The 21,665-nt window shown below is 68.3% G+C and carries 24 protein-coding genes; 17 read left to right on the forward strand and 7 right to left on the reverse strand.

Annotation, left to right across the window (positions count from 1 at the left end; translation table 11 throughout):
* Positions 1 to 167: 167 nt before the first annotated feature.
* A complete protein-coding gene (locus tag ABD022_RS06275) occupies positions 168 to 650 on the reverse strand; it encodes a TlpA family protein disulfide reductase (RefSeq protein ID WP_343820490.1) in 483 nt (160 codons plus the stop codon).
* Positions 651 to 809: 159 nt separating this feature from the next.
* On the opposite strand from ABD022_RS06275, the gene mpl reads away from it, so the two are divergent.
* The 6 genes from mpl to ABD022_RS06305 all read left to right on the forward strand — a co-directional run bounded on the left by mpl (position 810) and on the right by ABD022_RS06305 (position 7,862).
* Positions 810 to 2,201, forward strand: a complete 1,392-nt coding sequence (gene mpl / locus ABD022_RS06280) for a UDP-N-acetylmuramate:L-alanyl-gamma-D-glutamyl-meso-diaminopimelate ligase (RefSeq protein ID WP_325126704.1) — start codon at positions 810 to 812, stop codon at positions 2,199 to 2,201.
* Between the two features lie 21 nt (positions 2,202 to 2,222).
* Positions 2,223 to 4,100 (forward strand): ribonuclease catalytic domain-containing protein, encoded by a 1,878-nt coding sequence (locus ABD022_RS06285; protein WP_343820492.1) that lies wholly within the window; start codon positions 2,223 to 2,225, stop codon positions 4,098 to 4,100.
* Positions 4,101 to 4,109: 9 nt separating this feature from the next.
* Complete coding sequence (locus ABD022_RS06290; protein WP_325126700.1) at positions 4,110 to 4,988, forward strand: energy transducer TonB; 879 nt, start codon at positions 4,110 to 4,112, stop codon at positions 4,986 to 4,988.
* Positions 4,989 to 5,058: 70 nt separating this feature from the next.
* Positions 5,059 to 5,769, forward strand: coding sequence for a monofunctional biosynthetic peptidoglycan transglycosylase (gene mtgA / locus ABD022_RS06295; RefSeq protein WP_325126698.1), 711 nt, complete (start codon positions 5,059 to 5,061; stop codon positions 5,767 to 5,769).
* 87 nt (positions 5,770 to 5,856) lie between these two features.
* Complete coding sequence (lptG, locus tag ABD022_RS06300; RefSeq protein ID WP_325126697.1) at positions 5,857 to 7,032, forward strand: LPS export ABC transporter permease LptG; 1,176 nt, start codon at positions 5,857 to 5,859, stop codon at positions 7,030 to 7,032.
* Positions 7,029 to 7,862 carry a symmetrical bis(5'-nucleosyl)-tetraphosphatase gene (locus ABD022_RS06305; protein ID WP_343820495.1) on the forward strand — a complete coding sequence of 278 codons (834 nt, stop codon included), beginning with the start codon at positions 7,029 to 7,031 and terminating at the stop codon, positions 7,860 to 7,862. Before lptG ends, ABD022_RS06305 begins: the two co-directional genes overlap by 4 nt.
* Positions 7,863 to 7,908: 46 nt before the next feature.
* Here ABD022_RS06305 and ABD022_RS06310 read toward each other — a convergent pair whose 3' ends face one another.
* The 4 genes from ABD022_RS06310 to ABD022_RS06325 all read right to left on the reverse strand — a co-directional run bounded on the left by ABD022_RS06310 (position 7,909) and on the right by ABD022_RS06325 (position 9,983).
* Positions 7,909 to 8,646 carry a lysophospholipid acyltransferase family protein gene (locus tag ABD022_RS06310; RefSeq protein ID WP_325126693.1) on the reverse strand — a complete coding sequence of 246 codons (738 nt, stop codon included), beginning with the start codon at positions 8,644 to 8,646 and terminating at the stop codon, positions 7,909 to 7,911.
* Between the two features lie 75 nt (positions 8,647 to 8,721).
* Positions 8,722 to 9,147, reverse strand: coding sequence for a Holliday junction resolvase RuvX (gene ruvX, locus ABD022_RS06315; protein WP_325126692.1), 426 nt, complete (start codon positions 9,145 to 9,147; stop codon positions 8,722 to 8,724).
* The gene (locus ABD022_RS06320; RefSeq protein ID WP_343820497.1) at positions 9,140 to 9,736 is read right to left on the reverse strand and encodes a YqgE/AlgH family protein; all 597 of its coding nucleotides are present in this window, start codon (positions 9,734 to 9,736) and stop codon (positions 9,140 to 9,142) included. Before ABD022_RS06320 ends, ruvX begins: the two co-directional genes overlap by 8 nt.
* Positions 9,737 to 9,818: 82 nt before the next feature.
* The gene (locus tag ABD022_RS06325) at positions 9,819 to 9,983 is read right to left on the reverse strand and encodes a rubredoxin (RefSeq protein WP_325126687.1); all 165 of its coding nucleotides are present in this window, start codon (positions 9,981 to 9,983) and stop codon (positions 9,819 to 9,821) included.
* A gap of 169 nt (positions 9,984 to 10,152) precedes the next feature.
* Here ABD022_RS06325 and thiD point away from each other — a divergent pair, with 169 nt between their 5' ends.
* From thiD to proB, 9 genes are all read left to right on the forward strand, one after another.
* A complete protein-coding gene (gene thiD, locus ABD022_RS06330; protein ID WP_325126685.1) occupies positions 10,153 to 10,962 on the forward strand; it encodes a bifunctional hydroxymethylpyrimidine kinase/phosphomethylpyrimidine kinase in 810 nt (269 codons plus the stop codon).
* Positions 10,959 to 11,651 carry a thiamine phosphate synthase gene (gene thiE / locus ABD022_RS06335; RefSeq protein WP_325126683.1) on the forward strand — a complete coding sequence of 231 codons (693 nt, stop codon included), beginning with the start codon at positions 10,959 to 10,961 and terminating at the stop codon, positions 11,649 to 11,651. The genes thiD and thiE overlap by 4 nt, the downstream gene beginning before the upstream one ends.
* 123 nt (positions 11,652 to 11,774) lie before the next feature.
* Positions 11,775 to 13,052 carry a glutamate-1-semialdehyde 2,1-aminomutase gene (gene hemL / locus ABD022_RS06340; protein WP_343820500.1) on the forward strand — a complete coding sequence of 426 codons (1,278 nt, stop codon included), beginning with the start codon at positions 11,775 to 11,777 and terminating at the stop codon, positions 13,050 to 13,052.
* A 167-nt stretch (positions 13,053 to 13,219) separates the two neighbouring features.
* Positions 13,220 to 13,750, forward strand: a complete 531-nt coding sequence (locus tag ABD022_RS06345; RefSeq protein ID WP_325126679.1) for a MarR family winged helix-turn-helix transcriptional regulator — start codon at positions 13,220 to 13,222, stop codon at positions 13,748 to 13,750.
* Between the two features lie 77 nt (positions 13,751 to 13,827).
* Positions 13,828 to 15,054 carry a bifunctional glutamate N-acetyltransferase/amino-acid acetyltransferase ArgJ gene (argJ, locus tag ABD022_RS06350; protein ID WP_343820502.1) on the forward strand — a complete coding sequence of 409 codons (1,227 nt, stop codon included), beginning with the start codon at positions 13,828 to 13,830 and terminating at the stop codon, positions 15,052 to 15,054.
* A gap of 188 nt (positions 15,055 to 15,242) precedes the next feature.
* Positions 15,243 to 15,554, forward strand: a complete 312-nt coding sequence (gene rplU, locus ABD022_RS06355) for a 50S ribosomal protein L21 (protein ID WP_325126675.1) — start codon at positions 15,243 to 15,245, stop codon at positions 15,552 to 15,554.
* Between the two features lie 27 nt (positions 15,555 to 15,581).
* Positions 15,582 to 15,842: a 50S ribosomal protein L27 gene (gene rpmA, locus ABD022_RS06360; RefSeq protein WP_325126672.1), complete on the forward strand. Its 261-nt coding sequence runs from the start codon at positions 15,582 to 15,584 to the stop codon at positions 15,840 to 15,842.
* 68 nt (positions 15,843 to 15,910) lie between these two features.
* Positions 15,911 to 17,050 carry a GTPase ObgE gene (obgE, locus tag ABD022_RS06365; RefSeq protein WP_325126671.1) on the forward strand — a complete coding sequence of 380 codons (1,140 nt, stop codon included), beginning with the start codon at positions 15,911 to 15,913 and terminating at the stop codon, positions 17,048 to 17,050.
* A 36-nt stretch (positions 17,051 to 17,086) separates the two neighbouring features.
* Positions 17,087 to 18,250, forward strand: a complete 1,164-nt coding sequence (proB, locus tag ABD022_RS06370) for a glutamate 5-kinase (RefSeq protein WP_325126669.1) — start codon at positions 17,087 to 17,089, stop codon at positions 18,248 to 18,250.
* 40 nt (positions 18,251 to 18,290) lie between these two features.
* On the opposite strand, the gene ABD022_RS06375 is transcribed toward proB, so the two are convergent.
* Positions 18,291 to 18,779 carry a winged helix-turn-helix transcriptional regulator gene (locus tag ABD022_RS06375; protein WP_325126667.1) on the reverse strand — a complete coding sequence of 163 codons (489 nt, stop codon included), beginning with the start codon at positions 18,777 to 18,779 and terminating at the stop codon, positions 18,291 to 18,293.
* A 251-nt stretch (positions 18,780 to 19,030) separates the two neighbouring features.
* On the opposite strand from ABD022_RS06375, the gene ABD022_RS06380 reads away from it, so the two are divergent.
* Positions 19,031 to 20,281 (forward strand): D-amino acid dehydrogenase, encoded by a 1,251-nt coding sequence (locus ABD022_RS06380; protein ID WP_325126665.1) that lies wholly within the window; start codon positions 19,031 to 19,033, stop codon positions 20,279 to 20,281.
* Between the two features lie 12 nt (positions 20,282 to 20,293).
* Here ABD022_RS06380 and ABD022_RS06385 read toward each other — a convergent pair whose 3' ends face one another.
* Positions 20,294 to 20,995: a hypothetical protein gene (locus ABD022_RS06385; RefSeq protein ID WP_343820505.1), complete on the reverse strand. Its 702-nt coding sequence runs from the start codon at positions 20,993 to 20,995 to the stop codon at positions 20,294 to 20,296.
* A gap of 86 nt (positions 20,996 to 21,081) precedes the next feature.
* On the opposite strand from ABD022_RS06385, the gene ABD022_RS06390 reads away from it, so the two are divergent.
* Positions 21,082 to 21,441: a helix-turn-helix domain-containing protein gene (locus ABD022_RS06390; protein ID WP_325126661.1), complete on the forward strand. Its 360-nt coding sequence runs from the start codon at positions 21,082 to 21,084 to the stop codon at positions 21,439 to 21,441.
* Positions 21,442 to 21,665 lie beyond the last annotated feature (224 nt).

Raw genomic sequence — 21,665 nt, forward strand, 5'->3', positions numbered from 1 at the left:
CGACGGCCACATGTGATGCTGCTGCCAGCGGGCAGCTCTCGGTGCTGCCCGAAGCCGCCTGATCCTGGGTATGAGGGGGTACCCTTCAAAGCGCCTTTTTACGCTAAAACCGCCGATTTGTCCATAAAAATGGGCTCGGAAAGAGCCGGTGGGGCTATTTTTGAAACTTAAAGTATCTGCCCCAGGCGCCGCTCGATATCGTCCGGATCGAGTTCACCCATGATCGAATCGGCCACACGTCCGCTGCGGTCGAACAGCAGGGTGAACGGCAGGCCGCCGCCCTTGTTGCCCAGTTCGCGCATCAGCGGAATCCCCTGGGTGCCGGTCAGCAGCAGGGTGTAGGACACCTGGACTTTCTGGAGGAACCGCTCGACGTTGGCCTGGGTGTCGATCGCCAGCCCGAGCAGGGCCAGATCGGGATAGCGCTGGTGCAGGGTTTCGAGCAGGGGCATCTCGCGCACGCAGGGCGCGCACCAGCTGGCCCAGAAATTCATCAGCACCGGCCGCCCCACATAGGCCGACAGGGCCTGGTCACGGCCCTGCAGGTCGGTGAACGTGCGGCCGAACACCGGATTGGCCGGCAGGATCGAGGCCCCCGCGCCGCGCGCCGCAGCCGCAAGCCCCAGCGCCGCCAGGGAAGCCGTGCGCAAGAAATTCCGCCTATCCATGTGAAACGCCGTCCATCCAGCTGACCTTACCCATCGGCCATCATAGCATCGGACCCGGGGAGCCAGTCTCCGGACATCGGCGGATGCGCACGGCGCGACGGCGCGTCCAGAGGTTCCTTACAATACAGGCCGGAGGATGCGATGCACGTACATATATTGGGAATCTGTGGCACGTTCATGGGCGGTCTCGCCCTGATCGCCCGCGCGGCGGGCCACAAGGTCACCGGCTGCGACGCGGGCGTCTACCCGCCCATGAGCACGCAGCTGCGCGAACAAGGCATCGACCTGATCGAAGGCTTCGACGCCAGCCAGACCGGCCTGGGCGCGGACCTGTACGTGGTCGGCAACGTCGTCAGCCGGGGCAACCCGCTGATGGAAGCCATCCTGGATCTCGGGCTGCCCTATACGTCCGGCCCGCAGTGGCTGTCCGACCATGTCCTGGGCGGACAGCATGTCCTGGCCGTGGCGGGCACCCACGGCAAGACCACGACCAGCGCCATGCTGGCCTGGATCTTCGAGCAGTCCGGCAAGCCGGCCAACTTCCTGATCGGTGGCGTGGCGCCGGACCTGGGCGTGTCGGCCCGCTACGACCCGGCACGCCGCCATTTCGTGATCGAGGCCGACGAATACGACACGGCTTTCTTCGACAAGCGCTCGAAATTCGTCCACTACCGGCCCCGCACCGCCATCCTGAACAACCTCGAATACGACCACGCCGACATCTTCCCCGACCTGGCCGCGATCGAAACCCAGTTCCACCACCTTGTGCGCACCGTCCCGGCGGCGGGCCATCTTGTCCGGCCGGCGGCCAGCGACGCCCTGGACCGTGTCCTGGCGCGCGGCTGCTGGACGCCGGTCGAAACTTTCGGTCCCGGCGGCGACTGGCGAGCGGAACCCGAAACGGACGACGGCCGGCGCTGCCGCATCCTGCTGCGCGGCCAGCCGGTCGGGATACTGGACTGGTCGCTCGCCGGAGCCCACAACCAGGCCAACGCCCTGGCCGCCCTGGCGGCCGCCGGGCACGCAGGCATCGCGCCGGCAGATGGCATTGCGGCCCTGAACCGCTTCCAGGGAGTGCGCCGCCGCCTGGAACTGCGCGGCACGCAGGATGGGGTGGCCGTCTACGACGATTTCGCCCACCATCCCAGCGCCATCGCCACCACCCTGGACGGCCTGCGCCGACGCGTCGGCCCGCAGACCCGGATCCTGGCGGTGATCGAGCCGCGATCCAACACCATGAAGCTGGGCACGATGGCCGCCCGGCTGCCGGAAGCGCTGGCCGGCGCCGACCGGGTATTCTGCTACGGCGCCACCCGGGGCCGGCACGCCCTGGGCTGGAACCCCGGCCAGGTGCTGGCTTCCCTGGGCGAACGCCTGTGGGCAGGCGATGACCTGGACGCGCTGGCCGACGCCGTCTGCGACGCCGCGCAGCCCGGCGACCAGGTGCTCGTCATGAGCAACGGCAGCTTCGGCGGCATCCACCAGACCCTGCTCGACCGGCTGGCGCGCCGACGCCCCCGGTCCCCTCACTGAACCCGCTGCCCCATTTCCTGTATGCACGTTCTCTACGAAGACGCCGGCAAGCTCAAGGCCGAAACCATTTTTTCCGAAGCCGACACCTCGCTGCAGGTCGAATCGGCCAGCGGCAAGCGCAGCAAGATCAAGCGCAACGCCGTGCTGTTCACCTTCGAGCAGCCTGCCCCCGAGAATCTTCTGCCCGCGGCCGAGACCCTGGCGGCCACGCTGGATGCGGGATTCCTGTGGGAATGCGCGCCGCAACAGGAATTCGAGGCCGCCGCCCTGGCCGAAGACTACTTCGGCCACGCGCCCGACGCAGTGGAAAAGACCGCCACCATCCTGGCCCTGTCGGCAGCGCCGGCCTACTTCCACCGGCGCGGCAAGGGTGCCTTCCGCCCCGCCCCGCCCGACATCCTGAAGGCCGCCCTGGCCGCCATCGAAAAGAAACGCCGCCAGGCCGAGCTGCAGGGCGAATGGACCGAGGCCATGCTGGCGGGCACGCTGCCCGAGGCCCTGCGCCCCGTTGCCTCGACCTTCCTGGACAGGCCCGACAAGAACACCCTGGAATGGAAGGCCTTCGATGCCGCCGTGCAGCAGTCGGGCACCAGTCCCGAACGGCTGCTGCTGTCGCTGGGCGTCTGGCCGCATCCCCTGGCCATGATGCGCGAGCGTTTCCTGGCGACCCATTTCCCCCGCGGCACGGACTGGCCGCCGGTGGACATCCAGGACTGGGGGGCAGACCTGCCGCAGGCCGAGATCGAGGCCTACTCGCTGGACGACGCCAGCACCATCGAGATCGACGACGCCCTGTCGGTCTCGACCCCCACGCCCGATACGATCCGCGTCGGCATCCACATCGCCGCGCCCGCCCTGGCCGTGACGCGCGGCAGCACCCTGGACGAACTCGCTCGCGCGCGCATGTCCACCGTCTACATGCCGGGCGACAAGATCCCCATGCTGGCGCCCGGCCTGATCGCCGCATTTTCCCTGGATGAGGGCCAGTGGCGCCCGGCCCTGTCCCTGTACGTCACCGGACGCCTCGCCGACGGCGAGATCCTGGACACCGAGACCCGCCTGGAACGCATCCGCGTGACTGCCAATCTGCGGCACGGACAGATCGGCGAAGTCACCGAAGCCATCCTGGCCGATCCGGCCGCGCCCTTGCAGTATGGCCACTGGATGCGCCCCCTGTGGCAGTTCGCCCAGGCGCTGTGCGCCGTGCGCGACCGCGCGCGCGGCAAGCCGGAAAACAACGACCGCATCGAATACGGCTTCGAGATCGACGGCCCGCCCGACGACCCGGACTCGATCGTCCGCCTGGTGCCCCGCCAGCGCAACGCCCCGCTGGACCGGCTGGTGGCCGAATACATGATCCTGGCCAACACGCAATGGGGCGCGCTGCTGGCCCGCCACGGCGTGCCCGGCATCTACCGGTCCCAGCAGATGGGCCGCACCCGCATGTCCACGCAGGCGCTGCCGCATGAATCCATCGCCGTGCCGCAGTACATCTGGTCGACCTCGCCCCTGCGCCGCTACGTCGACCTGATCAACCAGGGCCAGATCCTGGCCGCCGCCGAACACGGCGTCTCCGCCCGCCTGGCAGCGCCCTTCAAGCCCAAGGACGCGGACTTGTACGCATTGATCGGCGCCTTCGATTCACAATACACGTTGTGGGGCGAATTCCAGTCCGCCATGGAACGCTACTGGTGCATCCGCTGGCTGCAACAGCAGGGCCTGAAGGAAGTCAGCGCCCACGTGCTGCGGGAAAACCTGGTCAGGCTGGCCTGCGCCCCCTTCGTCACCCGCATCAACGGCCTGCCCGAACTCGAGCGCGGCGCCGAGGTGCGGCTGGACATCCTGGGCTACGACGAGATCGGCCTGGAAGTCGATTTCCGCCTGCGGGAAACAGGCTGAGGAGAGTGCATGGACACGCTGCCGCTGCAACTGCTGGAGCCTCGGCCCGAAGGCCGGAGCCGCATGGCGGTGGCCCTGCTGCTGTCCCTGGCGGCGCATGCGGCGCTGCTGGCCTGGCGCTTCCTGCCCCCGCAGCCGGCAACCCGGACATCCACGCTCGAAGTCACCCTGGTCAACAGCCGCAGCGAACAGGCGCCCCTGAATCCCCAGGCGCTGGCCCAGCAGAACCTGGACGGCGGCGGCGACCAGGTGCGCGGCATGGCCTCGTCTCCCCTGCCCCGCACCACCGAAGGCAGCGCCGAAGAAACCGTGCTGGCCGCGCTGCGGCGGCGGCAGGCCGAACTCGAAGCCGAACAGCGCCGCCTGCTGGCCCAGCTGGAATCCCTGGACACAGTCCGGGCGGCCCGGCCGTCTCAGGAACTGCTGGGCCGCAGCGCCGACCCCGGCGATGACGACCGCCAGCAGGACAGCCTGGTGCTCAGCGCCCGCATCGCGGCCCTGAAGGAACGCATCGAACGCTACAACGCCCTGCCCCGGCAAACCTTCACGGCGCCTTCCGCCCGGGCATCCGACGACGCCCAGTACGTAGAGGCCTGGCGCCAGCGCATCGAGCTGATCGGCACGCAGCACTACCCGCCCGAGGCGCGCGGCCGCATCTACGGCGACCTGCAGCTGACCGTCTACATCCGGCGCGACGGCAGCCTGGACCACATCCAGTTCGACCGGCCCTCGGACAAGGCTGTGCTGAACAGCGCCGCCCGCCGCATCGTCGAACTCGCCGCGCCCTTCGACCCGCTGCCCCCGGAACTGGCGCGTCACACCGACATCCTGGCCATCACCCGGACCTGGCACTTCACCCGCGGCGGCCTGGATATGGGGAAGCCATGAGCGTGCCGGGCCGATCCCAAACGCTCATGCCCCCCCCCGGGGGGACGGCGCGCAGCGCCAAGGGGGCATCATGAGCGTGCCGGGCCGCAGGCTGATCACGACCGCCCTGCTGGTGGCGCTGTGCGCCGCCTTCCTGTATCAGATCGGCCTGCTGGGCATGGTGGTCTGGTTCAATTTCCGCGACCCGTCCAACACACCCATCATGCAGGACACGCTCAATGCCCTGCGCGCCGAAGACCCCGATGCCAGGCTGGCGTACGAATGGGTGCCCTACGAACGCATCAGCACCCACCTGAAGCGCGCCGTCATCGCCTCCGAGGACAGTGGCTTCGTCGACCACGACGGGGTCGAATGGGACGCCATCCGCAAGGCCTGGAGCTACAACCAGCGGCAGGCCGACCTGGGGCGCTCGCGGCGGCGCGGCGGTTCCACGATCACCCAGCAGCTCGCCAAGAACCTGTTCCTGTCGAATTCACGCAACTATCTGCGCAAAGGCCAGGAGCTGATCCTCACCTACATGATCGAGGCGGTCATGAGCAAGCGCCGCATCCTGGAGCTCTACCTGAACGTGGCCCAATGGGGCACCGCCACTTTCGGCGCCCAGGCCGCGGCCCGCCACTACTTCCGCACGGACGCGGCACGCCTGTCGTCCAGCCAGGCCGCGCGCCTGGCGGCCATGCTGCCCAATCCGGCCTACTACGACCGCCATGGCGTCACCACCTACCTGCAATCCCACGCAGCCACGGTGCGCGCCCGCATGAGCCAGGTCGCGGTGCCCTAGCCGGCGCGCGCGCGGGGCCACCAGCCCGCGCCGCCGGCCTTCGCCGCCGTTCGAGGTACTATTGAGGTTTTCCCCGCATTGCCCCTCATGCGCACGGCACGACGCTACATCGCCCGCGAAATCTACCGCTCTACCGCCGTCGTCCTGGTGGCCCTGGTGGGCCTTTTCATGTTCTTCGCGCTCATCGAAGGCCTGGACAAGGTCGGCCAGCGCCTGACCCTGCTGAACCTGTTCTACCTGCAGGCGCTGGACCTGCCCAACCACCTGTACGAACTGCTGCCCATCGGCCTGCTGATCGGCGCGGTGCTGGCGCTCGCCGGCCTGGCGCAACGCAATGAACTCACCATCCTGCGGGCTTCGGGCGTCAGCGGCATGCGCCTGCTGGGCGCCCTGTGGCTGATCACGATTCCCCTGGTGCTGGGCGCCTTCATCCTGTCGGAATTCATCACGCCTGCAGCCGAACTGCGCGGCAGCGAATCCCGCCTGGCGCTGCTGGGCCGAACCGACGGCGGCCGCCTGTCCAGCGGCTACTGGTTCAAGGAAGCCGACGAGCAGGGTGGCACCCGCATCATCAACATCGGCCAGCTCACCGGCCAGGGCCGCGTCGACGACGTGGTTCTCTACGAATTCGCGCCCGACGCCACGCTGCGCGACGTCGTCCAGGCCGCCAACGGCCAGTTCGAACAGGGCCGCCTGGTGCTGCGCGACCTGACCGAAACCCGCATCCATCCACAATCCGCCAACGCCCTGGCCGATGCCCGCATCCCCGATGCGCCCATCAGCGAACTCGTCCACCTGGACCAGCGCAGCGTCCCCACCTCGCTCACGCCCGAACGCCTGATCGCCCGCATCCTGACGCCCGAGCGCATGGCGATCTCGGACCTGCTGGACTACATACGCTACCTGAAGAACAACCAGCTGGAAGCCGACCGCCAGGAAGTCGCCCTGTGGCGCAAGATCGCCTATCCCTTCACCCTGCTGGTGATGGTCACCATCGCCGCGCCGATCGGCTTCATGCAGACGCGCCGGGGCGGGGTCGGCCTGAAGGTCTTCGCCGGCATCATCCTGGGGGTGGGCTTCTTCATGCTCAACCAGCTGGCCCTGAATGCCGGCATGCTGGGCGACTGGCCGCCCTGGGCCACCGCCCTGGTGCCCAGCCTGGTCGGCCAGGCGGCTGCCCTGCTGGCCCTGGTGGGCATGGAGCACCGTCATCCGCTGTCCCTGTGGCTGCGCCAGCGCCGGCTCCAGCGGAGTCCCGCATGACCCTTCCGGAAGCGCCATCGAACGATGTCTGGGTCATCGGCGACGTCCAGGGCTGCGCCGGCGCCCTGCGTGCACTGCTGGCCCATCCCGAGCTCTCCCGCCCCGATACCGAGCTGTGGTTCGCCGGCGACCTGATCAACCGTGGCCCCGATTCCCTGGGCGCACTGCGCCTGATCCAGTCCCTGGGCTCCCGCGCCCGCGCCATCCTGGGCAACCACGACCTGCACCTGCTGGCGGTGGTGGCCGGGGTGCGCCCGCCCGGCAAATCGGACACATTCCAGGACATCCTTGCCGCGCCCGACGCCGCCGAGCTGATCGACTGGCTGCGTCACCGGCCGATGATGGTGCGCGACCGTGGCCATGTCATGGTGCATGCCGGCATCCTGCCCGCCTGGACACTGGACCTGGCCCAGGCCCTGGCGGGCGAAATCGAGACCGCCCTGCGCCGCCCCGACTGGCACTCCGCCCTGCACGACCTGTACGGCGAAGAACCCCTGCAATGGGACGACGCCCTGCAGGGACGCGACCGCATGCGGGTGATCGTCAACGCCATGACCCGCATGCGGGTCTGCCATGCCGAAGACGGCCGCATGGACTTCCACCACAAAGGCGAACCCTACGCCACGCCGGGCCTGGTGCCCTGGTTCGAGCTGCCCGGGCGGCGCGATCCGGCCGAGCCGGTGGTCTTCGGCCACTGGTCCGCCCTGGGGCTGCACATCCGGCCGGACGTCATCTGCCTGGACACCGGCTGCGTCTGGGGCCGGTCGCTGACTGCGCTGCGGCTGCGCGACCGCCGCATCATCCAGCAGGACTGCACCGCCTGCCGTTGAACTCTGGGGACGACACGGCCCTGGCTCATCCGGGACCGGCCCGGAATCATTCGCCGCGCACGGCCGCCCGGATGGCGGCATGCGCGCGCTGCGCCAGTTCGCCCCGCGCCTGGACGGCCGCCACCGGGATCGGGGGCAGATAGATGCATTCCACCGACACGCCCCGGGCACCGAGCAGGAACCACAGGTTCGCCACCAGGGTCTGCTCGCCGACGAAAGCCAGTTCAGGCGCCGGCCGGCCGCGTTTCAGGAACCGCAGGGCCACCGGCTGGGTCCGTACGCCCGCCCGCACCGCGGCATCGAACAACCCCGCATGGAAAGGCCGCACGTCCGAGCCGTCCGTGGTGGTGCCTTCGGGAAACAGCCCCACCGCATCGCCCTGGTCGAAGCAGCCGCGCATCTGGCGGCCGGCATCACGCACCGCGTGCCGGTGGTGCCGGTCGATGAACAGCGTGCCGGCCCAGGCCACCAGCAGCCCGATCACCGGCCAGCGGCGGATATCGCTCTTGGCCACGAAGGAGGTCGTGCGCACACTGTTGAGCACGAAGATGTCGACCCAGGACACATGATTGGCCACCCACAGGACGGCCCCCCGCTTCACCGGCTCGCCCATGCAGCGCACGCGGACCCCGCACAGCCGCAGCAGCCCGCGCGACCATCCGCCCACGACCCGGCGCCTGCCCGCACGGCTCAGGAGCGGAAACACGAGCAGCTCGATCGCGAGACCCAGCAGGATCCAGGCCGACACGAAGACGGAACGAAACAGGAAGAGAAACAGCGCCACCGACATCCTCCGCGCGGCATGGGCAATGGCGCCCATCATACCCGGCCGGCGGGCAGGTGGCCGGTGCCCCCGGGTTCAGCCCGGGGCGGCCACGACCGCGCCAGCAGGGTCGTCGAGATAGCGCTGCAGGATCACGGCGGCGGCCACCGCATCATCGGGGGCGTGGGTGCCCAGGATGCGCTGGGCCTCGAGGCTGGAACCGCGTTCGTCCACCAGCACGACGCGTACGCGGAAACGGCCCTCGAGCTGGTGCGCGAACCGGCGGCTATGCCCCGAGGCCGGCTGCTCGCCCCCGTCGGAGGTCAGCGGCAGGCCCACGATCACCCGGTCGGGTTGCCATTCGGCCAGCAGGGCGCCGACCTGGGCGAAGCGCTGTTCGCGCGTGGCCGGCGTCAGGATGCACAGCGGACGCGCCTGGTTCGTCAGGGTGTTGCCCAGCGCCACGCCGATCTTCTTCAGGCCGAAATCGAAGGCCAGCAGCGTCTGCTCGGTTTCAGGCATGGCCCGCGTCGCTGGCCAGCATCGAGGCGCGGATGCCCAGCTGGGCCAGGGCGGCGTCGTAGCGGTCCTCGGCGGGCGTATCGAACAGGATGTCGTTGGACGACAGGACGTTCAGCCACGCATTGCGGGCGAGTTCGTCTTCCAGCTGCCCGGCACCCCAGCCGGCATAGCCCAGCGTCACCAGCAGCCGCGCCGGGCCATGGCCGGCCGCGACGTCCTGCAGCACATCGCGGGACGTGGTCAGCGCCACGTCGTCTCCGAGCTCGATGCTGGAGCTGTACTTGCCGCGCGGCACGTGCAGCACGAAGCCGCGGTCGGTCTGCACCGGACCGCCGAAGAAAACCGGCGATTCGCGCACCGGACCGATTTCCAGCGACAAGGGCAGGTCGATGCGCTGCAGCAGGTCGCCGATCGTGAGATCGGTGGGCCTGTTGATCACCAGCCCCAGCGCGCCGTGCTCGGTGTGCTCGCAGACATAGATCACGGTATTGGCCAGTTCACCCGACACCATTCCCGGCATGGCCAGCAGGAACTGCCGGGACAAGTCGATGCGCGAACCGGTGTCGTCGGCATGCGGCACTTTCGTCATGGCAATCTCCTGTAGTCCGGCCCAGTGGCCCATGACGCTAGAGTATCAGAAACGGGCCGAATCACGAACGATCCGGCGGGGTTCAGATCTCGACCAGCTCGAAGTCTTCCTTCCGGGCGCCGCATTCGGGGCAGACCCAGTTCGGCGGCACATCTTCCCAGCGCGTGCCGGGCGCGATGCCGTCTTCCGGGAAGCCGGTCGCCTCGTCATAGATCCAGCCGCAGATCAGGCACATCCAGGTTCGCATGACAATGAAATTCCCTAATATTTCCACCTCGTGCCTTGCAAGGCACTCGGCTGAGGCAGGACACAGGTCAATCCGCAGGGACTGACCTGTGTCCTGCCTCATCCATTAGAATGGATGCTTATAGTACACAAACCGCCGGCCATGGCGACCGGCTTTCCTTTCCGCCATCATGCCCGCGCCCCAGTCACCTGCCGTTCCCCTGCCCCTGATTTTCGGCCCGTTCGACCCCAGCGGGGCCAGTCACCTGCCGATCGACGCGGTCATTTGCGCGGGCCTGGGCGCGCACGCGGGATCCGTGGCCACCGCCATCCATGTCCAGGACACCGCCGGCACCGAGACCATCCAGCGGCTGTCCCCGGAACTGATCGACGACCAGGCCCGCTGCCTGCTGGAAGACATGGCCATCGGCGCCCTGAAGATCGGTCCGCAGTACGACCCCGAAACCATCTCGACACTGGCGCAGATCGCGGCCGACTACAGCTCCCTGCCCCTGGTGCTGCAGCTGTGCGCGCCCCCGCCCGTACCCGACCTGGAAGACCTGGACCCCGAGGAAACCATCGGCGCGCTGCTCGAACTGCTGGTGCCGCAGGCGCACCTGGTCGTCGTGGATGCCGGCCTGCCCGAGCAATGGGCGAGCCAGGGCCTGCTGTCCTCCGCCCGGGCCGACGACCCGATCGGCGCCCTGCATGAATTCGGCGCGCCGCTCGTCCTGTGCTGCAACGCGGCGCTCGGCACGGGCCTGAACGGCCTGGTGCTGCATGCGCGCGACCAGGCCGGTCGCCGCTGGCCCTGGCCGGCTCCGCGCGTGCGCACGGGCGACGCCGAAAGCCTGCTGGCCACGGTGCTGTGCTGCCTGCTGGCGCGTGGCCTCGACCCGGACCAGGCCATCCCCCAGGCTGTGGCGGCCTCTTCCGCCCTGCTGGAACGGCACTTCCACCCCGGCATGGGGCAGCGCATCCTGCTGCACGCCCAGCCATGAGCACGCCGGACACACCCCGCTTCCCACGCGGCCTGTATGGCGTCACGCCGGACTGGGCCGATACCGATCGCCTGCTGGCGGCCATCGAGCTGGCTCACGCGGGCGGCATGACCGCCCTGCAGTGGCGCCGCAAGCACGGCGCCCCGGCCGGCCTGCGCGTCCAGGCGCAGGCGGTCCGCGACCTGTGCCTGCGGCTGGGCCTGGCCCTGATCATCAACGACGACTGGCGCCTGGCGGCCGACCTGGACGCCGACGGCGCCCACCTGGGCCTGGAAGACGGCTCCATCGCCCAGGCGCGACTGGCGCTGGGCGCCGGCAAGCTGATCGGCTGTTCCTGCTACGACCGGCCCGAACTGGCCGCCCGCCGGCTGCGCGAAGGCGCCGACTACATCGCCTTCGGCGCCATGTATCCTTCCAGCGTCAAGCCCGATGCCGTGCGCGCCACGCTGGACCATGTCCGCGATGGCCGGCGTCTGGCCGAAGGCCGGGCCGCCGATGGTCCGGCCGGGGAAATCCGGCATCCGCGCGCGGCAGTGGTCGCCATCGGCGGCATCACCCCCGGCAACGCCGCCCCCGTGATCCGGGCGGGCGCCGACAGCATCGCCGTCATCAGCGCCCTGTTCGAGGCCGATGACATCCGCGCCGCCGCGCAGCGCTGCACCGCCCTGTTCGACGCAGCGCCACCATGAGCCCTTTTCGCCGCCGGGCCGCCCCAGGCACGACAGCCGAAGGCGCGGCGCGGGGGCCACGCTTCCCGCCCGGATGCACCTGCACCGGGCTTTCCTGAACCCCGCAGCAACCGGAATTCCGTCATGTCCCGCAACACCGAACTCTTCGAACGCGCCTGCCGCGCCATCCCGGGCGGCGTCAACTCGCCCGTGCGCGCCTTCCGCTCCGTGGGTGGCACGCCGCCCTTCATCCAGCGCGCGCAGGGCCCCTATCTGTGGGATGCCGAAGGCACCCGCTACATCGACTACATCGGTTCCTGGGGGCCCGCCATCCTGGGGCACGCCGACCCCGAAGTCGTCGCCGCCGTGCAGGCCGCCGCCACGGACGGCCTGTCCTTCGGCGCGCCGACCGAGGCCGAGATCGATCTGGCCGAAGCCATCATCGAGCGCATCCCCTCGATCGAGCAGGTGCGCCTGGTCAGTTCCGGCACCGAGGCCACCATGTCGGCGATCCGGCTGGCGCGCGGCCATACCGGCCGCTCCAGGATCATCAAGTTCGAAGGCTGCTATCACGGCCACGCCGACAGCCTGCTGGTCAAGGCCGGTTCGGGCATGCTCACCTTCGGCAACCCCACTTCGGCCGGGGTGCCGCCCGAATTCGTCCAGCACACCCTGGTGCTGGACTACAACGACCTGCCCGCCGTCGAGGCCGCCTTCGCCCGCTACCCCGAGGACATCGCCTGCATCATCGTCGAGCCGATCGCGGGCAACATGAACATGGTGCGCCCGGCGCCCGGCTTCCTCGAAGGCCTGCGCGCCCTGTGCTCCCGCCACGGCGCCATCCTGATCTTCGACGAGGTCATGACCGGGCTGCGCGTCGGCCCGCAGGGCATGCAGGGCCTGTGCGGCGTCACGCCCGACATGACGACGCTGGCCAAGATCATCGGCGGGGGCATGCCGGTGGGCGCATTCGGCGGCCGCACCGACATCATGGCCGGCATCGCGCCGCTGGGCGCGGTCTACCAGGCGGGCACGCTGTCGGGCAACCCGGTGGCCGTCGCCGCGGGGCGCGTCACGCTGCGGCGGCTGGCCGAGCCGGGCTTCTATGATTCGCTGCACCGGCAGACCGGCCTGCTCATCCAGGGGCTGGTCGAACGCGCGCGGCGCCATGGCGTGGCCTTCAGCGGGGATTGGCAGGGCGGCCTGTTCGGCCTGTATTTCCGCGACACCGTGCCGACCACCCTGGCCGAGGTCTCCGCCAGCGATACCGAAGCCTTCAAGCGCTTCTTCCACGGCATGCTGTCCGAAGGCGTGCATTTCGCGCCATCCGCCTTCGAGGCCGGTTTCGTCTCGGCCACCCACGACGACGCCGTCATCCAGGCCACGCTGGACGCGGCCGACCGGGTCTTCGCCCACCTGTAGCGCGTGCGCGCCGCGCGGGGCCCGGCCGGGTTCCGCGCGGCCCCGGCCCAAAGTCCCCCACGGCCTCAATAATCCGGACTTCAAGTTTCTTGACGCAGGACAAGGACAGGCCTGCACCGGTTTCCTACACTGGGTACGCTCTGATCAAGTCCGCCAGGAGGCGCGTCATGACCGACTACACCCAATACGCCGCTACCCAGCACCCTTCCGTCACCCCTCCGGTGCCGGATCTCGAAACCCAGGTCACCGGCCAGGAACCCCAGGATCTGCGCCTGTGGCTGCGCATGCTCAGCTGCTGCACGCTGATCGAAAACGAATTGCGCAGCCGTCTGCGCGCCGAATTCCAGACCACGCTGCCGCGCTTCGACCTGATGTCCCAGCTCACCCACGCCCCCAAGGGCCTGAAAATGAGCGAACTGTCGCGCCTGATGATGGTCACCAACGGCAACATCACCGGCATCACCGACCAGCTGGAAAAAGACGGCCTGGTCGAGCGCCTGAAAGACGACGCCGACCGCCGCAGCTCGCTGATCCGCCTCACCCTGAAAGGCCGCCGCTACCACCGCCGCATGCAGCGCGCGCACGCCTCATGGATCCAGTCCCTGCTGGGCGGCATGGCCCCGTCCGCACGCACCGCGCTGTTCGACCTGCTGGGCGACCTGAAGCAATCCGCCTACGCGCGCCTGCCGGCAACCTGACACCCGGTCCGCGCCCTCCTTCACGCCCCCATTCGGCATAGAATGGGGGCTGTTTTTTTGCTACGGATCCGCCCGCCATGGCCATCAACCTGATCATCCCGGCGCAAGACGCCATCCACCCGGTCTCCGGCATTCGTATCGGCACGGCCGAAGCGGGCATCCGCAAGGCGGGACGACGCGACCTGACCGTCATCCTGCTGGACGAAGGCGCGTCGGTGGCGGGCGTCTTCACGCGCAACCGGTTCCGCGCCGCGCCGGTCCAGGTCTGCGAAGCGCACCTGGCCGCTGGCGCCGGCATCCGCGCCCTGGTCATCAACACCGGCAACGCCAACGCGGGTACCGGCGAGCCCGGCCTGCAGGCCGCCCGCGGCACCTGCAGCGCGCTGGCCGGCCACCTGGGCGTCGCACCGGAACAGATCCTGCCGTTCTCCACGGGCGTCATCCTGGAACCGCTGCCCGTGGACCGCCTGATCGCCGGCCTGCCGGCCGCCCTGGACGACGCCCGCCCGGACCACTGGTTCCAGGCCGCCCACAGCATCATGACCACCGACACCCAGCCCAAGATCCACTCCACCCGGATCGACCTGGACGGCACCCCGGTCACGATCACCGGCATCAGCAAGGGCGCCGGCATGATCCGCCCCAACATGGCCACCATGCTGGGATTCCTGGGCACCGACGCCGGCCTGCCGCCCACGCTGCTGCGCAGCCTGGCCAGGCGCATCGCCGACCAGTCCTTCAACCGGATCACGGTGGACGGCGACACATCCACCAACGACTCCTTCATCCTCATCGCGACCGGCGCCAGCGGCGCGCACATCGAATCCGAGCAGGACCCGCGCTTCGCCGCCCTGGCCGAAGCCCTGACGGCCGCCGCTCGCGATCTGGCGCAGAAGATCGTGCGCGACGCCGAAGGCGCGACAAAATTCATGACCATCCGCGTCGAACAGGCCGCCTCGACGGACGAAGCCCTGAAGGTCGCCTACGCGATCGCCCATTCGCCGCTGGTGAAGACCGCCTTCTATGCTTCCGACCCCAACCTGGGCCGCATCCTGGCGGCCATCGGCTATGCGGGGATCGAAGACCTGGACGTCTCCAGGCTGACGCTGTGGCTGGGCGACGTGCGCGTGGCATCCCAGGGCGGCCGCGATCCCGGCTACCGCGAGGAAGACGGCCAGCGCGTGATGGCGGAACCCGAAATCCTGGTACGAGTCGCCCTGGGCCGGGGCGACGTGGCCGACACGGTCTATACCTGCGATTTCTCGCACGAATACGTCAGCATCAATGCGGACTACCGGTCGTAACGGGCTGCCGCACAGAAACCACTTGATTTACAAAAGGATTTCTGCGTAAAATGTGTGGCTTGGCCTTATCCGTATTGGATTTGGCCTTTTTTGGCATACCCGGCCAGGGCTTTTTGGGGCCTTTCGGTGCATGGCTTTTGCCCGCCCCCGATCCCATCCCACGCCGGGCATTCTCACAGGAAATCCCCATGTACGCGGTCATAAAAACCGGCGGCAAGCAGTATCGCGTTTGCGCCGGCCAAAAACTGAAAATCGAACAGATACCGGCTGACATTGGGCAAGAAATCTCGCTCGACCAGGTTCTTTCCGTCGGCGAAGGCGAAACGCTGAAGATCGGCACGCCCTTCGTCGAAGGTGCCGCGGTCAAAGCCACCGTTCTTGCACAAGGCCGTCACGACAAGGTCAAGATCTTCAAGATGCGCCGTCGCAAGCACTACCAGAAGCGCCAGGGCCATCGCCAGAACTACACCGAGATCCGCATCGACGCCGTTGCGGCCTGATCCGGTCATCGTATTTAGGAGCTCATCATGGCACACAAAAAGGGCGGCGGCTCGACTCGCAACGGCCGCGATTCCGAATCGAAACGACTGGGCGTGAAAGTCTACGGCGGCCAGCAGATCCTGGCCGGCGGCATCATCGTCCGTCAGCGCGGCACCCAGTTCCACCCCGGCGTCAACGTCGGCATCGGCAAGGACCACACGCTGTATTCCCTGGTGGATGGCGTCGTGCAGTTCTCCATCAAGGGCGCGCAGAACAAGCGCACCGTATCGGTGAACGCGGCAAGCTGATCGCTGCGCAATCCGCAAAAGGCCCTGCTTTCCAGCAGGGTCTTTTTTTTCATTAGAATGTATCCACCATGAAATTTGTAGACGAAGCCACCATCGAGGTCATCGCCGGCAAGGGCGGCAATGGCGTCGCCAGCTTCCGCCGGGAAAAATTCATCCCCAAGGGCGGTCCCGACGGCGGCGATGGCGGCCGTGGTGGATCGGTCCTGGCCGTGGCCGACCGCAACATCAACACCCTGATCGACTTCCGCTACGCCCGGCTGCACCGGGCAAAGAATGGCGAAAACGGCAGGGGCTCCGACCAGTACGGCGCGGGCGCACCCGACATCGTCCTGCGCATGCCGGTGGGCACCATGATCCACGATGCCGACACCGGCGAGATGCTGTTCGACCTGGACCGCCACGGCATGCAGGTCACGCTGGCAGCCGGCGGCGCGGGCGGCCTGGGCAACCTGCACTTCAAATCCAGCACCAACCGCGCACCGCGCCAGTGCACCCCCGGCCGCGAAGGCGAGCAACGCCGCCTGCGCCTGGAACTGAAGGTGCTGGCCGACGTGGGCCTGCTCGGCATGCCCAACGCGGGCAAGTCCACCCTGATCACGCGCGTATCCAACGCCCGCCCGAAAATCGCCGATTACCCCTTCACCACCCTGCATCCGAACCTGGGCGTGGTGCGCACTTCGCCGTCGCACAGCTTCGTCATCGCCGACATTCCCGGCCTGATCGAAGGCGCCTCGGAAGGCGCCGGCCTGGGCCATCTGTTCCTGCGCCATCTCAGCCGCACCCGCGTGCTGCTGCATCTGCTGGACGTGCATTCGCCCGACCCCGACATCGACGCCTGCGCCCAGGCCGTGGAAGATGCCCGGGCCATCGTGCGCGAACTCGAACGCTACAGCCCGGACCTGGCCGCCAAGCCGCGCTGGCTGGTGCTGAACAAGCTGGACATGGTCGAGGATCCCGCCGCCGTCCAGGACCGCGTGTGCCGCGAACTCGGCTGGACCGGCCCTGTCTTCGGCATTTCCGCCCTGACCGGAGACGGCACCCAGGCCCTGACCGGCGCGCTGCAGTCCTGGCTCGACGAGCAGCGGCGCAGCGCCCACGCCCACGACGAAGACCCCCGCTTCACGCGTGATGGCGCATCCCCCGGCGCGGACACGGCCGGGCACGCGCCGGATGCCGATGAGCCGGACGACCCGCGTTTCGCACGCTGAGGACGCCGCCCCGTTCCCCGTCCCGCCCGCCACATCATGACCCGTCCGGATCTTTCTCCTTCCGTCGCCCAGGACGCCCAGCGCCTCGTCCTCAAGGTCGGTTCTTCCCTGGTCACCAACGAAGGCCGGGGCATCGATCTGGACGCCGTCGCGCAATGGGCCGAACAGATCGCCGGCCTGCATGCCTCGGGGCGTCAACTGGTGCTGGTGTCCAGCGGCGCCATCGCCGAAGGCATGGCGCGCCTGGGGTGGCCCCGGCGGCCCAAGCTCATGTCCGAGCTGCAGGCCGCCGCCGCCGTGGGCCAGATGGGGCTGATCCAGGCCTACGAGGCTGCCTTCGCCCGCCACGGCGTGCGCACCGCCCAGATCCTGCTGACGCACGAAGACCTGGCCGACCGGCGCCGCTACCTGAACGCGCGCAGCACGCTGAACACGCTGCTGGCCCTGGGCGTGGTGCCCATCGTCAATGAAAACGATACGGTCGTCACCGACGAGATTCGCGTGGGCGACAACGACACCCTGGGCGCCCTGGTGACCAACCTGATCGAGGCCGACGTGCTGATCATCCTGACCGACCAGTCGGGCCTGTACAGCGCGGATCCGCGCAAGCATCCGGACGCGCGCTTCATCCACCAGGGCCAGGCGGGCGACCCCGCGCTGGAAGCCATGGCCGGCGGCTCGGGCAGCGCCATCGGCACCGGCGGCATGCTGACCAAGGTGCTGGCTGCGCGGCGCGCCGCCAACAGCGGCGGCCACACCATCATCGCTTCCGGCCGCGAGCCCGCCGTGCTGCAGCGCCTGGCGGCAGGCGAGCCGATCGGCACCGAACTGCGCGCCGGCATGCCGGTGCGCTCGGCCCGGCAGCGCTGGCTGGCCAACCACCTGCGCCTGCGTGGGCGCGTCACCCTGGATGCCGGCGCCGTGCGCGCACTGACCCAGGGACACCGCAGCCTGCTGCCCATCGGCGTGATCGCCGTCGAGGGCGAGTTCGAGCGCGGCGACGTGGTCGCCTGCGTCGACGAACACGGGGTGGAATGCGGCCGCGGCCTGATCAACTATTCGTCCGCCGACACGGCACGCATCCTGCGCCAGCCCAGCGCCCGCATCGCGGAAATCCTGGGCCATCTGTCCGATCCCGAACTGATTCACCGCGACAACATGATCGTGGCGCGGCCCCGCGCCCAGCGCGCGCCCGAATGAACCGCGTGGCGGGCGGCCCGCAGGCCGGGCCGCCCGCGTCCTAGCGCTGCGCCGGGATGAACTGGGTTTCCTTGACTTCCTCCATCACCACGCAGCTCTTGGTCTGCGTCACTCCCGGCAGGCGCAGCAGGATCTCGCCCAGCAGGCTGCGATACTGGCTGATTTCCTTGATCCGCGCCTTGATCATGTAGTCGAAGTCCCCGGACACCAGGTGGCATTCGAGCACCTGCGGCACGCACAGCACTTCCCGGCGGAACTCCTCGAAAGTGCGGCCGGACTTGCTGGACATGCTGATTTCCACGAACACCAGCAGGCCGGCGTCCAGGGCGACGGGCGACACGCGCGCGTGGTAGCCCATGATCACGCCGTCACGCTCCAGGCGGCGCACCCGCTCGATGCAGGGCGTCACGGTCAGCCCCACCTCGTCGGCCAGTTCGGTCATCGACAGGCGGCCGTTCTGCTGCAATAGATCGAGGATGCGGCGGTCGATCTTGTCCAGGGCATGGACGGATTCCTTCTGCACGCGCATGATCATTCTCCTGGGTGACGGCGCCCCGGGCGGGCAGCCTGCCCGACGATCGAACGCCATGCCGCCCGCGTAAAACCCGCTGATTTGCCGGGTGGCGCGGATTCGATGCGGCGCACCAGGATTTTGTCCTGCGCGCCTGGATCCGTGCCAGCCATTGATCGTATATTTTCACGAAAATCTTATTTTTTCATAAAAATTTATCTGGGTATATTGCCTATCATCATGAAAAATTAATTCGCTGGGAATTCATCATGAAGGTTCTGGTTCTAGGGGCGGGCGTCGTGGGCGTCACGAGCGCCTATTACCTGGCCCGACAAGGGCATGAAGTCACCGTGATCGACCGCGAGAACGGCACGGCGGAGGAAACGAGCTTCGGCAACGCAGGCCAGCTGTCCTTCGGCTATTCCTCGCCCTGGGCCGCGCCCGGCATCCCGCTGAAGGCCCTCAAATGGCTGTTCACGCCGCACGCGCCACTGACGATCCGGCCCGACGGCAGTCTGTTCCAGCTGCGCTGGATGCTGGACATGTGGCGCAACTGCACGCCGGCCCGCTACGCCGTCAACAAGGAACGCATGCTGCGTCTGTCGGCCTACAGCCGCCAGTGCCTGCATGCGCTGCAGGCCGATACCGGCATCCAGTTCGAAGGCCGGCGGCAAGGCACGCTGCAGGTCTTTCGCACCCAGAAGCAGATGGACGACGCACAGCGCGACGTACAGGCCCTGAGCGACGCCGGCATCGCCCACGAGCTGGTCGATGGCGACCGCCTGGCCCAATACGAGCCCGCGCTGGCCCAGGTGCGCCACAAGCTGGTCGGCGGCCTGCGCACGCCGGATGACGAAACCGGCGACTGCCGCCTGTTCACCCAGGCCCTGGCCCGGCTGGCCGAAGCCGAAGGCGTGCGATTCCAGTACGGCGAGACGATCCAGGCCCTGCAGATCGCGGGCGACCGGGTCACGGGCGTGCAATGCGTCTCGGGGCTGCGGCAGGCCGATGCCTACGTGGTCGCCCTGGGATCGTATTCGCCGCTGTTGCTGCGCGACGTGGTCGATATCCCGGTCTACCCCATGAAAGGCTATTCCATCACGGTGGACATCGCCGATCCGGAACGCGCCCCGGTATCGACCCTGCTGGACGAAACCTACAAGATTGCCCTGACCCGTTTCGATGAACGCATCCGCGTGGGCGGGATGGCCGAGGTCGTGGGCTACGACACGGCCCTGGATACACGCCGCCAGCGAACCCTGGAAATGGTGCTGAACGACCTGTTCCCCGGCAGCTACGCGCCGGGCGACGTGCATTTCTGGACGGGACTGCGGCCCAAGACGCCCGACAGCACGCCGATCGTGGGGCCGACCCGGCTGGGCAACCTGTTCCTGAACACGGGTCACGGCACGCTGGGCTGGACCATGTCCTGCGGCAGCGGCCGGCTGATCGCCGACATCGTGTCCGGAAAGCCGACCGACATCCGCCACGACGACCTGGGCGTCCAGCGCTACCGCTGAGCTGCGGCCGGTTCAGATTTCCCAGACATAGCCGTAGCCGCGCAGGGGCTCGAGCGGCAGGTCCATGCCGGCCTGCCGCCCCCGCCGGCGCAGGCGGCTGATGATGCCGGACGGCCTGGGATCGTGCGAAGCACGCTCGGAGACATGCCGCCAGGCATGGAACAGGGCCTGGTCCAGCATGTCGTGGCTGGCGACATGACCGGGGGCCTCGAACAGGCAGGTCAGGATCGCGCGCTCGGAAACCGACAGGCGCAGCGAGGCGCCGTCGCGGTGCCGCAGGATCCAGCACTCGGCCTCCAGCACCCAGGGGCCGATGCCATGCACCGGGCTTGCCGCGTCATCGATGTATTCCAGGCGGCGCAGGCGCAGGGCCCGCAGGGCGGAAGCCAGCATGGCCGGCGGATCGTCCTGCTGCATGATCCAATCCACCCCGACCTGCAGCAGCGCCATCAATTCGCCATGGCGCGGGGAATCCACGATAGCCACCAGGTCCAGGGGCTGGCCCATGTCGCGCGCCAGCCAGGCCGCCCGGCAGTTGGCGGCCGGATCCGCCATCAGGAGCGCTGCGTCGCACGCCAGCATGTCTGCGCGGATCGTATCCCGATCGGCGTGCTCGATGGATGCATAGCGCCGCACACGGCACCCCACCTTCCGCAGGTACATCAGGTCGGCATTGTCGTTCGGCGCCAACGCCCAGAGCAGGCGGTCTCGCATGTACTTCCCCCGGCGAACCCCTTGATATCACGAAAGTATTATTTCATAAACACCATAGTGATCATCATTTTTAGTCCAATGGGCGCGTGGAAACCTTTGCACAACGCCTCCGGCATGCCCGGCTCCTGCGCGGCCTGTCGCAGGAGGCCCTGGCACGCGCCTGCGGCCTGTCGCAAAGCGCCATCTCCAGCTACGAGAACAGCACCCGCCAATCGCCGACGAAACTGCTGAACCTGGCCCAGGCCCTGGGAGTGGACATCTACTGGCTGAGCCGGGGCACCGGCGGCATGGCGCCGTCCCCCGCCGCCGGGGCGCCGGCAGAACACGCCTGGCCATTTCCTTCGATCGAGCCCCGGCAATTCTGGTCCCTGACCCGCAAGGACCGCCTGATGGTGGAAAGAGCCGTCGGCGCCCTGATCGACAGCCTGCTGACTTCGAAAGGATAGTCCGCCTCCACGCTGCGCAGGCGGTATACTGCTTCCACACGCAGGGGTACTCGCCGGCCTGGCCGGCGTGTTGAGAGAGGCCCTTCGTACCAGTACGGATAATGCCGATGCTGGGAGCGTGCGCTGTTTCCACCGCGGTTTCAATCCATACCGGAACCATCCCCCGGAACGCGCTTTTTTCCCTCCCCGACTCGGCTCCACTTCCGAAATCCTTTTCGAACCTG

The organism is Castellaniella daejeonensis (genome assembly GCF_039523555.1).
GTDB lineage: Bacteria > Pseudomonadota > Gammaproteobacteria > Burkholderiales > Burkholderiaceae_B > Castellaniella > Castellaniella daejeonensis.

Bases quoted from the DNA above. Each gene is read 5' to 3' on its own strand.
- ABD022_RS06305 (WP_343820495.1), top strand. From the start codon at position 7,029: ATGACCCTTCCGGAAGCGCCATCGAACGATGTCTGGGTCATCGGCGAC.
- proB (WP_325126669.1), top strand. From the start codon at position 17,087: ATGACCCGTCCGGATCTTTCTCCTTCCGTCGCCCAGGACGCCCAGCGC.
- ABD022_RS06285 (WP_343820492.1), top strand. From the start codon at position 2,223: ATGCACGTTCTCTACGAAGACGCCGGCAAGCTCAAGGCCGAAACCATT.
- hemL (WP_343820500.1), top strand. From the start codon at position 11,775: ATGTCCCGCAACACCGAACTCTTCGAACGCGCCTGCCGCGCCATCCCG.
- thiE (WP_325126683.1), top strand. From the start codon at position 10,959: ATGAGCACGCCGGACACACCCCGCTTCCCACGCGGCCTGTATGGCGTC.
- ABD022_RS06375 (WP_325126667.1), bottom strand. From the start codon at position 18,779: ATGCGCGTGCAGAAGGAATCCGTCCATGCCCTGGACAAGATCGACCGC.
- ABD022_RS06385 (WP_343820505.1), bottom strand. From the start codon at position 20,995: ATGCGAGACCGCCTGCTCTGGGCGTTGGCGCCGAACGACAATGCCGAC.
- ABD022_RS06380 (WP_325126665.1), top strand. From the start codon at position 19,031: ATGAAGGTTCTGGTTCTAGGGGCGGGCGTCGTGGGCGTCACGAGCGCC.
- thiD (WP_325126685.1), top strand. From the start codon at position 10,153: ATGCCCGCGCCCCAGTCACCTGCCGTTCCCCTGCCCCTGATTTTCGGC.
- ABD022_RS06290 (WP_325126700.1), top strand. From the start codon at position 4,110: ATGGACACGCTGCCGCTGCAACTGCTGGAGCCTCGGCCCGAAGGCCGG.
- mpl (WP_325126704.1), top strand. From the start codon at position 810: ATGCACGTACATATATTGGGAATCTGTGGCACGTTCATGGGCGGTCTC.
- lptG (WP_325126697.1), top strand. From the start codon at position 5,857: ATGCGCACGGCACGACGCTACATCGCCCGCGAAATCTACCGCTCTACC.
- obgE (WP_325126671.1), top strand. From the start codon at position 15,911: ATGAAATTTGTAGACGAAGCCACCATCGAGGTCATCGCCGGCAAGGGC.
- mtgA (WP_325126698.1), top strand. From the start codon at position 5,059: ATGAGCGTGCCGGGCCGCAGGCTGATCACGACCGCCCTGCTGGTGGCG.
- rpmA (WP_325126672.1), top strand. From the start codon at position 15,582: ATGGCACACAAAAAGGGCGGCGGCTCGACTCGCAACGGCCGCGATTCC.
- rplU (WP_325126675.1), top strand. From the start codon at position 15,243: ATGTACGCGGTCATAAAAACCGGCGGCAAGCAGTATCGCGTTTGCGCC.
- ABD022_RS06345 (WP_325126679.1), top strand. From the start codon at position 13,220: ATGACCGACTACACCCAATACGCCGCTACCCAGCACCCTTCCGTCACC.
- ruvX (WP_325126692.1), bottom strand. From the start codon at position 9,147: ATGCCTGAAACCGAGCAGACGCTGCTGGCCTTCGATTTCGGCCTGAAG.
- argJ (WP_343820502.1), top strand. From the start codon at position 13,828: ATGGCCATCAACCTGATCATCCCGGCGCAAGACGCCATCCACCCGGTC.
- ABD022_RS06320 (WP_343820497.1), bottom strand. From the start codon at position 9,736: ATGACGAAAGTGCCGCATGCCGACGACACCGGTTCGCGCATCGACTTG.
- ABD022_RS06325 (WP_325126687.1), bottom strand. From the start codon at position 9,983: ATGCGAACCTGGATGTGCCTGATCTGCGGCTGGATCTATGACGAGGCG.